A 14,723-nucleotide genomic window follows, 5' to 3' on the forward strand; every position below is an offset into this window, starting at 1 on the left:
GAATCAAAACACCGGGTGTCCGTTGATCAGGCTCGGCAACCACGTCGAAAACCACGGCACGTACGTCACGATGTTGATCGCGCTGAAGATAGCCAGGTAATACGGCCACGCCACCTTGGTGGTTTCCCCGATCGACACATTGCCAATTGCACAGCCGATAAACTGCACCGAGCCGATCGGCGGATGGACGAGACCCAATGCGCAGTTCAGCAGGATCATGATGCCGAACTGCACCGGACCCACGCCGTTGTGCATCGCCATCGGCAGGAACAGCGGCGTGGTGATCAGGATGTGCGCCGCCATGTCGACGAACGTGCCGAGGAAAATCTGGATCAGGTTGATGTACAGCAGCATCAGCCAGGGCAGCGTCGTCGCGCCGTCGAGCATGCGTTCGATCGCGTCCGGAATCTCCAGGAAGGCCATCTGGAAGCGCAGCATGTTCGACACGCCGATCAGCAGCAGCACCACGCCGGTGGTCTTGGCCGCCTTCGACAGCGCGTGACCGAGCTTCTTCATGGTCAGCGTGCGATACACGACGATCGTGAGGATCAGCGAGTACCCGACGGCAATCGCGGCAGCTTCGGTCGCGGTGGCGATGCCTTTCGCCACGCAGACCAGAATGATCGCGATCACCATCAGGCCCGGCACCGCGCCGATGAACGTACGCAACACCGCCATCCAGCCCGGGAAGCGCTGCAGTTCGGTCGAACCATCGGGACGGCGCGGATAGCCGTACTTGACCGCTTGCCAGTAAGCGGCGATCAGCACGAGACCCATCACCCACAGCACCGGCAGCAGACCGGAGAACAGCAGATCGCCGATCGACACGCCGCTCATGTGCACGCCGTTCAGCGTGCCGGTGATGCCCTGCGCCGCGAACGCGTAGATGATCATGTTGGTCGACGTGGGCATCAGCGCGCCCGCCAGCGACGAGTGGGTCGTGACGTTGACCGCATACGCGGCGCTGTAGCCTTCGCGTTTCATCAGCGGAATCACGACGCCGCCCATCGCGGAAGTGTCCGCCGTCGGCGAACCCGACACGCCGCCGAACAGCGTGCACGCGACCACGTTGGCCATGCCGAGGCCACCGCGGAAATGCCCGACCGTGGCCTGTGCGAAACGCAGGATGCGGTCCGCGATGCCGCCGTGCAGCATCAGCTCGCCGGAAAAGATGAAGAACGGGACCGCGAGGAACGAGAACGCGTTCATGCCCGAGATCATCGACTGCATCGCGGTTGCCGCCGGCAAGCCTTCATACAGGTACGTCAGGACGCACGACAATCCCAATGCAAATGAAACCGGAACCCCGAGAAGGAGGAATACGAGAAAACTAACGGCAAGGAGGGCAAGTTCCATGATTGTTCTATTTTTGTTTCTTTGCGAAGAGCGCCAGCAGGTGCTCGAACGAGAACATTGCAATACAGACGCTGGCAACGACCGGGATGCAGTAACGCAACGCTTCGGGCAAGCCGAGAATCGGGATCCGGTCTTCTCGCGTGGTGATCGCCATCTCCATGCAGCCGAAGAACACCGCCACCGCAAACGCGATCAGACACAGATGCTGAATCCCCGCCGCGATGGTCTGGCCTTTCTCCGGCAAATTCTTGACGAGCGAGTCGAGACCGATATGGCCGCCCTCGCGGACCTTCAGCGCGGCGCCGAACATGGCGATCACGATCACCAGCAACAACGCGATGGGCTCGACGAAATCGGGTGCGTCGCTGAAGACATAGCGCATCACGACGCTATAGATCACCAGCACACAGAGCACGGCCAGGCTTGTCGATGCCACGATAGCCAGCGCGCGAAAAAGTAAATCATTTGGGCGTTTCAAGAAACTCATTGACCCCGTCCTTGCTCACGACAGACCTGTCTTTAATATTTCAGCAATCCTGCTCGACCAGACCGGCGCACCACGTCGCGCGGCGGAACAGCCTGCGGGACTTCCCGCAAGACTGTGTCCGCCGCTGCTGCCAGTGCTACTGCCGGTCCGGAACGCGGACCTTATTTGACTGCCTGGATTTCGTCGACGAGTTGCTTCATTTGCGGGGTCTTTTCATACTTCACCCACACCGGCTGCATCGCCTTCACGAAAGCCGCACGATCGATCTGCGACGAAGCGACGATGGTCGCGCCGCCCTTGGTGACCGTCTTGCTCGCGTCGGCTTCGCGCGCGGTCCACAGCTTCTCGTAGTAAGGCACGGAGTCAGCCGCGGCCTTCTTGATGATCGTCTGTTCCTGCGGCGTGAGCGTGTCCCAGATCTTCTTGGAGAACACCAGCACTTCCGGCGTCATCGAATGCTGGGTTTCGGAGTACACCGGCGCGACTTCGAAGTGCTTGGTTTCTTCGTACGACGGAATGTTGTTTTCCGCAGCGTCGACCAGACCGGTCTTCAGGCCCGTATAGACTTCGGCGAACGGCATCGGGGTCGGCGTGCCGCCCATTGCCTTGATTTCGTCGACCATCAGGTCCGAAGGCTGAACGCGCACCTTCAGGCCCTTCATGTCAGCCGGCGAATGGATCGGCTTCTTCGTGTAGATGGAACGTGCGCCGCTCTCGTAGAACGTCAGCGCGATCATGCCCTTCGCCGCGAACGCGTCGAGAATCTTCTGGCCTTCCGGGCCGTACATTACCTTGCGGAAATGGTCGATGTCGCGGAACAGGAACGGCAGCGACGGGATCATCGATTCAGGAACGATTTCGTTGAACGCGGCACCGTTGGCGCGCGCCATGTCCAGCGCACCGATGCGCACCTGGTCGATCGTGTCGTTTTCGGAACCCAGCGCGCTGTTGCCGAATACCTTCACGGAATCCTTGCCACCGGTTGCCTTGTTGATCTGTTCACCCATGTACTTCACGGCCATATTGGTCGGATAGGTGTCGCCATGCACGTCCGAAACGCGGAACACGCGCGCTTCAGCCGACACAGCGCTGAACGCCAGCGCGGCGGCCGCGACGATCATCGACACACGGGAATAGGCAAATTTATTGTTCATCGTGACATTCCTTGAAAAATTGACCATCCAATCGATTGCGGAGGGCCGCTTGCGGATGCGACATGGTTTTGATGCGTCTCCCGGCTCGGCGCCGCAGCCCCAAGGGCCAACGACCGCGTTGCCGTACTGGCCTGTACAACGTCCCCGGCACAGATGCTCAGTACTCCTGTCAGACCACTTCACTTCTGTTACCTCAGTGACCTGGGCGTCATCTCGCGGACCTTCGGTCGCGCTCAGAAGCCGCCTCGTTTCCTGCAATCCCAAAATTCAAAGAAAGGAATTTGTTTGGGCTTATATGTTGTACGACGACATACGAAGAAGTCTATAAAACGCTGTTTAAATTGTACAGACAGTATTTACCCGCAGAATCGGCCGATGCGTGCCCGCCAAGCCCCGCGCCGCTTGGGGGGAGAAATGGGGGAGATATCGACGGCGAATCGCAGCGCTCGGTTTTTTCGTGGAAAGTCATCGCCGACCGTGGTCTATACGCCACAGTGTTGTACGACGAGTGATGAATTAATTAGCAATCTGAAAGCAAAGCGCCGGGCAAAACCTCTGCCCGGCGTTCATTGCGTACAAGCTACCTTACAGCACGCCTGCGAATTCGGGCTCCGGCAAGCCGGTTACATCGGGACGCAACGCGAACAGATGGCCGTCGTGCTCGCTCGCGCCCGCGCCGGGGCGAATCGAGGTGACAAACAGCGTATCCAGATCGCGCCCGCCGAACGCGCACATCGCGGGCTTGGTGGGCGGCACCGGCACTTGCCGGTCGAGCTTGCCGTGCGGCGTGAAGCGCAGCAGCAGGCCCGCGTCGTTCGCGCAGATCCAGTAGCAGCCGTCGGCGTCCACCGCCGCGCCGTCGGGACGGCCCGCGTGATGATGCAGATCGGCGAACACGCGCCGATTGCGCGGCTCGCCCGACTCGATGTCGTAGTCGAACGCCCAGATCAGCCGGCGCAACGGATGCGAGTCCGACAGATACATGGTCGTGCCGTCCGGCGACCAGCCGAGGCCGTTCTGCGTGATCAGCGCGTCGACCACCGGTGCCGACAACACGCCTTGCGCATCGAAGCGGTACAGCGCGCCGGCCGGGTTGGCCGCCGCCATGTTCTGCACCATCGTGCCGGACCAGAAGCGGCCTTGCCGGTCGCAACGGCCGTCGTTAAAGCGCATGCCCTCGGCACCGAACTCCGGCGCGGCGAGCTTGCGCATGCTTGCCGCGAGCGGTCCGCCGCTGCCGGCTTGCGCCGCTTCGCTCAGCGTGATCGCGAAGAGTCCGGTGTCACAGCCGCCCAGCACCGTGCCGTGACGGTCGAACGCGATGCAGGCGACCTGCTCCGCCAACACCCATTCCGAGCGTTCGCCCGACTCGACCCGCAGCCGCACGATCTTCCGCGCCGGGATGTCCACCCAGTAGAGCGCCTGTTCCGCCGCTCGCCAGACCGGGCTTTCACCGACTAACGCCGGCGCCTGCCCCGCTCCTTCGAGCCGTTCCACGCGCGGATTCTGCGGGGCGCTCACCGTTTCGGCTCCATCGGACCGGCGAGCACGAATGGGCCGCCCTGGAACAGTTGGGTCGGATCGTCGAAGTTCGCGTCGGGGGCGCCGGCCGGGAACAGGTGCTCGAATTTCGCCGAGCTGTCCTGCGGACGGAAGCCGAGGAACGCCGCCTTCGTGTTGTCCACCCACGAGATACGGTTGTTCGACACGCCGTAGACGATCGCGTGGCCGACGCGGTTGGTCAGCAGCGAGCAGCGCACCAGTTCGATGAAGTCGCGGTAGCTCAGATAGGTGACAAGCATGCGCGGGTTCTTCGGCTGCTCGAACGACGAGCCGATTCGCAGGCACACCGTCTCCAGCCCGAAGCGGTCGAAGTAATAGCGCGATAGCGATTCGCCGAAGCACTTGGTCACGCCATACAGACTATCGGGACGCAGCGGCGCGTCGACATCGACCACCGAAGTCACCGGATGGAAACCCACCGCGTGATTTGAGCTGGCGTAGATGATGCGCTTCACGCCCTGCTTCTGCGCCGCCGAGTACAGGTTGTACAGGCCGCGGATATTCGCTTCGAGCAGGTCTTCGAACGGCGCTTCGACGGAAATGCCGCCGAGATGGATCACCGCGTCCACGCCTTCGAGCAACGCGTGCACCGCAGCTTCGTCGGCGAGATCGACGACGGACGCTTCTTCATGGGCCGCCACTTCGCCGAGCGGCGCGATATCGGTCACGCGCACGACATCGGCCCATGCGGCGAGCGCGCCGCGCAACTGTTTGCCGAGGTTGCCCGCGGCGCCCGTCAGCAGCAGACGGCGGAAAGGTTTTTGTGCCGCAAGGCGGTCAGGATTCGAGTCAGTCATGTCTTTCTGTTATGTGATTGCAATCGGATCAGCTTGGGGCAACGGGCAAACCGCGCCGCCGGGAATCAGGTCACCGGCGCCGGGTTGAACAGCGTCAACGCGTTGTGCAGCTTGAGCTTTTCCGCGCAAGTCTGTTTGCGCCCGCTGGCGACGTCGAGCATCAGGCGGAACAACTCCCAGCCCACCTCTTCGATCGACGCCGCGCCGGTGGCGATCGTGCCGGCGTTGATGTCCATCAGATCATGCCAGCGGCGCGCGAGATCCGAGCGCGTCGCGACCTTGATGACGGGCACTTCGGCGAGGCTATACGGCGTGCCGCGGCCGGTGGTGAACACGTGCAGGTTGATGCCCGCGGCGAGTTGCAGCGTGCCGCAGATGAAATCGCTCGCCGGCGTGGCCGCGTAGATCAAGCCCTTCTGGCGCACCTTTTCACCGGGCGACAGAACCCCGGAGATCGCCGAATTGCCCGACTTGATAATCGAGCCCATCGCCTTTTCGACGATGTTCGACAGACCGCCCTTCTTGTTGCCCGGCGTGGTGTTCGCACTGCGGTCAGCGCCGCCGCGCTTCAGATAATCGTCGTACCACTGCATTTCCCGGATGATCGCCGCGGCGACGTCCGCGTTGGCCGCGCGCGCCGTCAGCTGATCGACGCCGTCGCGCACTTCCGTGACTTCCGAGAACATCACCGTCGCGCCGGCGCGCACCAACAGGTCGGTGGCGAAACCCACGGCGGGGTTCGCGGTCAGTCCGGAGAACGCGTCGCTGCCGCCGCATTGCACGCCGATTACGAGATCCGACGCCGGGCAGGTTTCGCGGCGACGGTTGTTCAGGCGCCTCAGATGGCCTTCGGCGGTTCGCATGATCGATTCGATCATCGACTGGAAGCCGACGTGCGCCTCGTCCTGCAGCACCACCACGTCGCCATTCTGGTCGGCGGCGACCTCGCCGATGTCCGCGACTTCGCCGACATTCGCAGCTGCCGCGATCGGAATCGTGCCGGGCGGCATCAGGCGCTCGGGCTGGAGCTTCTCGCAGCCGAGGCTGACCATCATCACTTCGCCGCCGAAGTTCGGATTCAGGGCGATGTTGCGCACGGTGCGAATCGGTACCATCGCGTCGGGCGCGTCGATCGCGACGCCGCAGCCGTACGTGTGACCGAGGCCCACCACGTCGTCGACATTCGGGTAGTTCCGCAGCAGCTCGGCCTTGATGCGAGTAACCGCGTGCTCGACCACGTCGGCCACGCATTGCACGGTGGTCGTGATCGCGAGAATGTTGCGCGAGCCGACCGAGCCGTCCGCATTGCGGTAGCCCTCGAACGTGTAGCCTTCCAGCGGCGGCATCTCCGGCGCCTTGATCGTGGCGATCGGCAGGTCTTCGAGTCCCGGGGGACTGGGCATGCGGATCACGTGTTCGTTGATCCAGCTGCCCTTGGGCAGCGCCTTGAGCGCGTAGCCGATCACCACGTTATAGCGGATGACCTCGTCGCCTTCGGCCAGATCGGCGAGCGCGACCTTGTGCCCTTGCGGTACGCGCTCGCGCAGCGCCAGGCCATCGGGGAAAACGGCGCCCTCACCCAGACCGCCGTCGTTGACGACGATCGCGACATTGTCATTGGGGTGAACGCGAATGTAGAGCGGAGATTGTTCCATTGCATCGATCCTTTTGGCCTTGTACGCCTGCTGCGCCAGCGATTCATACGTCATCCTACAACATGAAAGTTGGCGAGGATGTTCCGTATTTACCCTATGACAACCATTATGCCGCGAAAACCCCGTTGAGTTAGCCGTTTTGTTGTTGTACGATGACGTATAAGAAATCTCCATTTCGATGGAATCTCTAACTAATCGACTCAAACCGACGCCCGGATACTCATCATGACGACACCGCAGGAACTGAAGCAGATCGTTTCGGAAGGTCTTCTGTCCTTCCCCGTTACCGACTTTGACGCACAAGGCGATTTCCGCGCCGACACGTATGCGGAACGTCTCGAATGGCTCGCGCCGTACGGCGCTTCGGCGCTGTTCGTCGCCGGCGGCACGGGCGAATTCTTCTCGCTGACGCACGACGACTATTCGAATGTCGTGCGCACCGCAACCGAAGTCTGCAAAGGCAAGGTGCCGATCCTGGCCGGCGCCGGCGGCCCGACCCGCGTCGCGATCGCGTATGCGAAGGAAGCCGAGCGCCACGGCGCGAACGGCATTCTGCTGATGCCGCACTACCTGACGGAAGCCTGCCAGGAAGGTATCGCCGCGCACGCTGAAGAAGTCTGCAAGGCCGTGCCGAACATGGGCGTGATCATTTACAACCGCGCGAACTCGAAGCTGAACGCCGACATGCTCGAAGGTCTGGCGGAGCGCTGCCCGAACCTGATCGGCTTCAAGGACGGTGTGGGCGAGATCGAAAACATGGTGACGATCCGCCGCCGTCTGGGCGACCGTTTCTCCTACCTCGGCGGCCTGCCGACCGCGGAAGTCTACGCCGCGGCCTACAAGGCGCTGGGCGTACCGGTGTACTCGTCGGCGGTGTTCAACTTCATTCCGAAGACCGCGATGGACTTCTACCGCGCAATCGCCGCGGACGACCACGCAACGGTCGGCAAGCTGATCGACGAATTCTTCCTGCCGTACCTGAAGATCCGCAACCGCCGCGCAGGCTACGCGGTCAGCATCGTGAAGGCAGGTGCAAAGCTGGTCGGCCATAGCGCCGGCCCGGTGCGCGCGCCCCTGACCGACCTGACCGGCGAAGAGATGGAGCAGCTCGACGCGCTCATCAAGAAGCTCGGACCGCAGTAATTCGCCGGCGCAACTGCCGGGATGAACATCCGGCAGACACATGCGAAAAGGCCGCACGGACGGCCACGCAACGAGCGCCCGGGACGGCAACGTCGCCGGGCGTTTTTTGTAGCGCGACAGGCGTTGCATGCCGGCGCCCACAGCTTCACGCGAACGGAGCGCCGCGCGCGACGCTTCACGCGCAGCCGCACCGTCCTTAATCGGCCAACGTATCGACCAGGGCCAAGGCGCCGATTGCACCGCCCGGCCAGGGAGCCCACTCCCTTGCATAACAATTTCAGGAGATGACCATGGACATGAGCCGCACGGCGAATCCCGCCGACGCCGCCACGCGCACCAAAGTCCGCTACGCGATCCTGCTGCTGATCTTTCTGATCACCACGCTCAATTACGCGGACCGCGCGACGCTCTCGGTGACCGGCTCGGCGATGCGCACCGCGTTCAGCTTCGACGCGATCCGCATGGGCTACATTTTCTCCGCGTTCAGCTGGGCCTACGTGCTGTCGCAACTGCCGGCCGGCTGGCTGCTGGACCGCTTCGGCGCGCGGCGCGTGTACGCGGCGAGCATTTTCCTGTGGTCTCTCTTCACGCTGCTGCAAAGCTCGATCGGCCTGCTTGGCAGCGCGGGCGCAGCCGTGGCCGCGCTGTTCGTGCTGCGTTTCGCGATGGGCGCGGCGGAATCGCCGGCGTTCCCGGCTAACGCCAAGGTGGTGGCGAGCTGGTTTCCGACCAACGAACGCGGCACCGCCTCGGCCATTTTCAATGCGGCGCAATATTTCGCCGCGGTCGTGTTCACGCCGCTGATGGCGTGGCTCACCCACGCGTTCGGCTGGCAGGCGGTCTACGTCGTGATGGGCGCGATCGGGCTCGTGCTCGCGCTCACGTGGCTGAAGGTGATGAAGAATCCCGCCGACCACCCGCGCGTCTCGCGCGCCGAACTGGAGTACATCCAGAACGGCGGCGGCGTCGTCACCGGCCACCATGGCAACGAGAATGCGCGCTCGAACGCGATCGAAAACGCCGGCGGCTGGTCGCTGGTGCGTCAACTGCTCGGTAACCGCATGCTGCTCGGGGTCTATCTCGCGCAGTACTGCATCAACGTGCTGACCTACTTCTTCCTGACCTGGTTTCCGATCTACCTCGTGCAGGCGCGCGGCATGACGATCCTGCAAGCGGGCCTCGTGGCGTCGCTGCCGGCGATCTGCGGCTTCTCGGGCGGCGTGCTCGGCGGCGTGCTGTCGGACGGGCTGATCCGGCGCGGCTGTTCGCTGACGGTCGCGCGCAAGGTGCCGATCGTCGGCGGCATGCTGTTGTCGGTGAGCATCATCGGCTGCAACTACGTGTCGACCGACTGGATCGTGGTCGCGCTGATGTCGCTCGCGTTCTTCGGCAAAGGCATCGGCGCGCTCGGCTGGGCGGTCGTCGCCGATACGTCGCCGAAGGAAGCGCTCGGCCTGTCGGGCGCGATCTTCAACATGTTCGGCAACGTGGCCGGCATCGTCACGCCGATCGTGATCGGCTACCTGGTCGCGCGCACCGGCTCGTTCAACGGCGCGCTGGTGTTCGTCGGCGCGAACGCGCTGCTCACGGTGTTCAGCTACCTCGTGATCGTCAAGGACATCAAGCGGGTCGAGCTGCGCCGGGCCTGATTCACGCGTGGTTATCGTACTTCCGGGGCGTCGGGGCGAGCACTGTCTTTGCTCCGCCTGGCGCCCCACGGCGCGCTTTTCCGCCATGCAAGGCGCGCGCGCCGAAAATGATCCGGCATTTATATAATCAGTCGTCAGACGACGGTATAATGAATTGCAGGGCGTATCTGCAACTATCTGATTCAAGGGGCGTTTTCGATGGCTACACCACTGGCATCCGCGGCACCGCCACGACGCGCTCGCAATCTTGCCGAGTTCGTCGTGAGTTACGTCACCGAGCAGATCGCGACCAACGCGCTGAAGCCGGGCGACAAACTGCCGACCGAATCACAACTGATGGTCACGCTGAGCGTGAGCCGCACGGTGATCCGCGAAGCGATTTCACGCCTGCAGGCAGGCAAGGTCATCGAGACGCGGCACGGCATCGGCAGCTTTGTGCTGGAGCCGCAGCGCGAAAAGCTGGGTATCGACATGGTGCCCGCCACGACGCTGCGCGACGTGCTGTCCATTCTCGAACTGCGTATCAGCCTCGAAACGGAGTGCGCGGGGCTCGCCGCGCAGCGCGCGAAGCCGGAAGACCTCGCACGCATGCGCGCCGCGCTCGACGCGATCGAAGCCACCCGCCACAACGGGCTGGATAGTGTCGACGCCGACTTGCAGTTCCATATCTCGGTCGCGCGCGCTACGGGCAACCGCTACTTCGTCGACATCCTCACGCAAATGGGCAGCGCGCTGATTCCGCGCAACCGGCTCGACTCGGCGGGCATTGCGCGCGCGGAGCCGGATGCATATCTGTCGCTCGTCAATCTCGAACACGAAAGCATTCTCGAAGCGATCACGCGGCATGACGCGGAAGGCGCGCGTGCGGCGATGCGCATGCATCTGTCCAATAGCCGTGAGCGCTTGCGGCGCGCAAACGAGACCGCCGACGCGAATAGCTGAAGCGGCGCGTTCAAGCTCGTGCTGCACGTACACAGCACGGAAAAAAATGGCCGGGGAAATTCCCCGGCCATTTTTTATTCCGCTTCCGCTCGCAGCCCGGTGATCATCTACCAAGGCCGCGAGCGCAACACCATCCTTAACCGCGCGTGATCTCGCCGTCGCGACGACGCCACAGCTCCAGCGGGTTGCTATCGGCCAGCGCTTCGGGCAGCAGATCCGCCGGGAAGTCCTGGTAGCACACCGGGCGCAGGAAGCGCTCGATCGACGTCGTGCCAACCGACGTCGCGCGGCTGTCGGACGTAGCCGGGAACGGGCCGCCATGCACCATCGCGTGCGACACCTCGACGCCCGTCGGGAAGCCGTTGACCAGAATGCGACCGGCCTTGCGCTCGAGAATCGGCACCAGCTTCTTCGCTGCGGCGATATCGGCGCTGTCCATCTGCAGCGTCGCGGTCAACTGGCCCGCAAAGTGCTCGGCAACCTTCAGCAGTTCCTGCTCGTCCTTGCAGCGCACGATGGTCGATACCGGGCCGAACACTTCGTCTTCCAGCGCGGGGTTCGCGAGGAATGTCAGCGCATCGGTCACGAACAGCGCCGCGCGCGCCTGCGTCGGGCCGGTTGCATCGACGCCGCGCGCCACTGCCTCGACGCCACGGGTCGCCGCCAGCTTGCTCTCGCCGTCCTGATACGCCGCGTGAATGCCGGCCGTCAGCATGGTCTGGGCCGGCTTGCCGCCCAGCGCTTCGGACGCCGTGGCGACAAAGCCCTTCAGCGCGTCGCTGTCGATCGCGATCGCGAGGCCCGGGTTGGTACAGAACTGGCCCGCGCCGAGCACGAGCGAATCGACAAAACCGCGCGCGATGCTGTCGCCACGTTGCGCCAGCGCGTTCGGCAGAATGAACACGGGGTTGATGCTGCTCATTTCCGCGTAGACCGGAATCGGCTCGGCGCGCGCCGCCGCGACCCGCATCAGCGACGTGCCGCCCGCGCGCGAACCGGTGAAGCCGACTGCCTTGATCGCCGGATGCGACACCAGCGCCTCGCCGACCAGATTGCCCGCGCCGACGATCAGCGAGAACACACCTTCAGGCAAGTCCATTTCCTGCGCGACTCGCTGGATCACCCGGCCGACCATTTCCGACGTGCCCAGGTGCGCGCGATGCGCCTTCACGACGACCGGGCAGCCCGCCGCGAGCGCCGCAGCCGTGTCGCCGCCCGCCACCGAAAACGCGAGCGGGAAGTTGCTGGCGCCGAACACCGCGACCGGGCCGAGCGCGATCTTCTGCATGCGCAGATCCGAGCGCGGCAGCGGCTTGCGCTCCGGCAGCGGCGAGTCGAGCGTCGCGGCGAGCCATTGGCCCGCGCGCACGACTTGCGCGAACAGTTTGAGCTGGCCGGTCGTGCGGCCGCGCTCGCCTTCCAGACGCGCCTTCGGCAGACCGGATTCCTGATGCGCGCGCTCGATCAGCGCGTCGCCCAGCGCGGTGATACCGTCGGCAATGCGTTCGAGAAATTCGGCGCGCACCGTGAGCGGCAATGCCCGGTACGGGTCGAACGCCTGTTGCGCCAGCTCGCACGCGCGCTCGACCTGAGCGACACCGCCGCTGCCGAAAACCGGCTCGGCGATCGCTGAACCCGTGGCGGGATTGAACGCGTGCAGTGGTTGTTCCTCGCCGCGCACTGCCTGGCGGCCGATCAGCATTTCGCCGGTAATAGACATATTCGCTTTCCTTGAAATGAACGTCCTAGATATAGGTCATCCTACAACATCAGGCACCCTGCACGCAACCTGAAACGCTTGCCTGGTGGGGAATTCGGGTTTACGTGGCCGTTACAATCAGGGAGCCTAGTGCTAATCTGGCACGAGACATACGACGACCTATAACATAGCGCATAGCCGTCGTCGCAACTCGCCCGATCCATTGCCGTTCGAGGAGATATCGCATGCCAGCCGTCACGCCTTACCAGGCCCTACCCAATCGTTTTCGCCGCGCCGTCTGCGGTGGTGAAACCCAGATCGGCTGCTGGGCGTCGCTCGCCAGCCCGATCGTCACCGAACTGCTGGGCGTTATCGGTTTCGACTGGATGCTGCTGGACGCCGAACACGCGCCCAACGACGTGCTCACGCTGATCCCCCAGCTGATGTCGCTCAAGGACAGTGCCAGCGCGCCGGTCGTCCGGCCGCCGGCCAACGACAGCGTGTTCATCAAACGGCTGCTCGATAGCGGCTTCTCGAATTTCCTCGTGCCGTTCATCGAAAGCGGCGACGATGCGGCCCGCGCGGTCGCCGCGACGCGCTACCCGCCGCAGGGCATTCGCGGCGTGTCGGTGAGCCATCGCGGCAACCGCTTTGCGACCGTGGGTGACTACTTCGAGCAAGCCAACGACAACGTCTGCGTGATCGTGCAGATCGAAAGCCGCAAGGCGGTCGATTCGATCGACGAGATTCTCGCGGTGGACGGCGTCGACGCGGTCTTCGTCGGCCCGTCGGATCTCGCGGCCGGCTACGGCCATCTCGGCAACCCGAACCATCCTGAAGTACAACGGGCGATCGCGCGCGTTTTCGAGCGCGCGCAGGCGGCCGGCAAATCGAGCGGCATTCTCGCCCCGGTGCAGGCCGACGCAGAGCGCTATCTGGCGATGGGCTGCCGCATCATCGCGGTCTGCGCGGACATGGGGCTCTTGAAAAACGCCGCGCAGACGGTTCAGAAACACTTCATGCAGAAACCGGCGGGCCAGGGCTGAATCTGGGTCTAACCCAGGAATAAGTCAGCCGCAAGCACGGCCGCCACGACATCTTCGGAGCATTCCATGCAAAAAGCAGGCTTTATCGGACTCGGCATCATGGGCAAGCCCATGGCCGCCAACCTTCTCAAGAACGGTGTCGCGCTGGCCGCGTTCACGCGCAGCGGCGTGCCCGACGAACTCACCCAGGCCGGCGCGCTCGCGTGCGACAGCCCCGCCGCCGTCGCCGCGCAGGCCGACGTGATCTTCATCATGGTGCCGGACACGCCGGACGTCGAACGCGTGCTGTTCGGCGAACAGGGACTGGCCAGCGCGCTGCGCGCCGGCCAAACGGTGGTCGACATGAGCTCGATCTCGCCGATGGCCACGCGCGAGTTCGCCGCGCGTGTGCGCGAGCGCGGCGCGGACTATCTGGACGCGCCGGTGTCGGGCGGTGAAGTGGGCGCCAAGGCCGGCTCGCTGACCATCATGGTGGGAGGCGAACCCGCGACCTTCGACAGCGTCAAGCCGCTATTCGACATGATGGGCAAAAACGTCACGCTGATCGGCGCGGTCGGCGCCGGCCAGGTGTGCAAGGTGGCCAATCAGGTGATCGTCGCCGCGACGATCGAAGCGGTCGGCGAAGCGCTGCTGCTCGCGTCCAAGGCCGGTGTCGATCCGGCGCGCGTGCGTGAAGCGCTGATGGGCGGCTTCGCGTCGTCGCGCATTCTCGAAGTGCACGGCGAGCGCATGACCAAACGCACCTTCGACCCGGGCTTCCGCATCGAGCTGCATCAGAAGGATCTGAACCTTGCGCTGTCCACCGCGCAAGCGCTGGGCGTTTCGCTGCCGAACACCGCCACTTGCCAGGCGCTGTTCAACGCGTGCGTGGCCCACGGCGGCAAGGCGTGGGATCACTCCGCGATGGTGCGTGCGCTCGAAGTGCTCGCCAATCACGAAATCGGCCAACAGCCGGCTTAAAGCCGCTCGCGTTCGCGCGTCTCGCCGCGCCGCCCGTTCCATCCAGATGGAGCCGGCACAGCGGCGTGTGCGTGCGCGCGCGGCCTGAACACATCTTCCCGACGACACCGTCACCGGCCTTTCCTTACAAATATTAAGGATCACTGATCTTGATGAAAGACGGCGCCGATGGGCCGTCGTCCCCGGCAGCACCCACGATTACTGACAACGCCCAATAAGGGCAAGGAGACATCCGTGACAAACCGGCATAACAATAACGGCAAGCGGACCGC

Annotated in this window: 11 protein-coding genes and 1 pseudogene; 5 read left to right on the top strand and 7 right to left on the bottom strand. The window is 63.8% G+C overall.

The genetic code is table 11. The features are described from left to right. Positions 1 to 3: 3 nt before the first annotated feature. The 6 genes from P0D89_RS08095 to garD form a co-directional block, all read right to left on the bottom strand. Complete coding sequence (locus P0D89_RS08095) at positions 4 to 1,356, bottom strand: TRAP transporter large permease (RefSeq protein WP_408358769.1); 1,353 nt, start codon at positions 1,354 to 1,356, stop codon at positions 4 to 6. Between the two features lie 7 nt (positions 1,357 to 1,363). Further along, entirely contained in the window at positions 1,364 to 1,843 is a 480-nt protein-coding gene (locus P0D89_RS08100; RefSeq protein WP_408376407.1) for a TRAP transporter small permease, read from the bottom strand. 161 nt (positions 1,844 to 2,004) lie between these two features. Then, a complete protein-coding gene (locus P0D89_RS08105) occupies positions 2,005 to 2,997 on the bottom strand; it encodes a TRAP transporter substrate-binding protein (protein WP_408358773.1) in 993 nt (330 codons plus the stop codon). A gap of 585 nt (positions 2,998 to 3,582) precedes the next feature. Next, entirely contained in the window at positions 3,583 to 4,518 is a 936-nt protein-coding gene (locus tag P0D89_RS08110; protein WP_408358775.1) for an SMP-30/gluconolactonase/LRE family protein, read from the bottom strand. Further along, positions 4,515 to 5,357 (bottom strand): NAD-dependent epimerase/dehydratase family protein, encoded by an 843-nt coding sequence (locus tag P0D89_RS08115; protein WP_408358777.1) that lies wholly within the window; start codon positions 5,355 to 5,357, stop codon positions 4,515 to 4,517. The genes P0D89_RS08110 and P0D89_RS08115 overlap by 4 nt, the downstream gene beginning before the upstream one ends. Positions 5,358 to 5,422: 65 nt before the next feature. After that, positions 5,423 to 7,012 (bottom strand): galactarate dehydratase, encoded by a 1,590-nt coding sequence (gene garD / locus P0D89_RS08120; RefSeq protein ID WP_408358779.1) that lies wholly within the window; start codon positions 7,010 to 7,012, stop codon positions 5,423 to 5,425. Between the two features lie 225 nt (positions 7,013 to 7,237). Here garD and kdgD point away from each other — a divergent pair, with 225 nt between their 5' ends. The 3 genes from kdgD to P0D89_RS08135 all read left to right on the top strand — a co-directional run bounded on the left by kdgD (position 7,238) and on the right by P0D89_RS08135 (position 10,746). Beyond that, the gene (kdgD, locus tag P0D89_RS08125) at positions 7,238 to 8,155 is read left to right on the top strand and encodes a 5-dehydro-4-deoxyglucarate dehydratase (protein WP_408376408.1); all 918 of its coding nucleotides are present in this window, start codon (positions 7,238 to 7,240) and stop codon (positions 8,153 to 8,155) included. A 290-nt stretch (positions 8,156 to 8,445) separates the two neighbouring features. After that, a complete protein-coding gene (locus P0D89_RS08130; RefSeq protein ID WP_408358783.1) occupies positions 8,446 to 9,804 on the top strand; it encodes an MFS transporter in 1,359 nt (452 codons plus the stop codon). A gap of 198 nt (positions 9,805 to 10,002) precedes the next feature. Beyond that, positions 10,003 to 10,746, top strand: a complete 744-nt coding sequence (locus tag P0D89_RS08135; RefSeq protein WP_408358785.1) for a FadR/GntR family transcriptional regulator — start codon at positions 10,003 to 10,005, stop codon at positions 10,744 to 10,746. 136 nt (positions 10,747 to 10,882) lie between these two features. Here the strand turns inward: P0D89_RS08135 and P0D89_RS08140 are convergent, their stop codons facing one another. Then, a complete protein-coding gene (locus tag P0D89_RS08140) occupies positions 10,883 to 12,466 on the bottom strand; it encodes an aldehyde dehydrogenase (NADP(+)) (RefSeq protein ID WP_408358787.1) in 1,584 nt (527 codons plus the stop codon). Positions 12,467 to 12,690: 224 nt separating this feature from the next. Here P0D89_RS08140 and garL point away from each other — a divergent pair, with 224 nt between their 5' ends. Together garL and P0D89_RS08150 are read left to right on the top strand one after the other, a co-directional pair. Beyond that, positions 12,691 to 13,491 (top strand): 2-dehydro-3-deoxyglucarate aldolase, encoded by an 801-nt coding sequence (garL, locus tag P0D89_RS08145; RefSeq protein WP_408358789.1) that lies wholly within the window; start codon positions 12,691 to 12,693, stop codon positions 13,489 to 13,491. A gap of 48 nt (positions 13,492 to 13,539) precedes the next feature. After that, positions 13,540 to 14,451 (top strand): annotated as a pseudogene (locus tag P0D89_RS08150) (2-hydroxy-3-oxopropionate reductase); the annotation flags it as partial. Between the last annotated feature and the right edge of the window lie 272 nt (positions 14,452 to 14,723).

The organism is Paraburkholderia sp. RL18-085-BIA-A, assembly GCF_046027075.1.
In the GTDB taxonomy this organism is placed as follows: Bacteria; Pseudomonadota; Gammaproteobacteria; order Burkholderiales; family Burkholderiaceae; genus Paraburkholderia.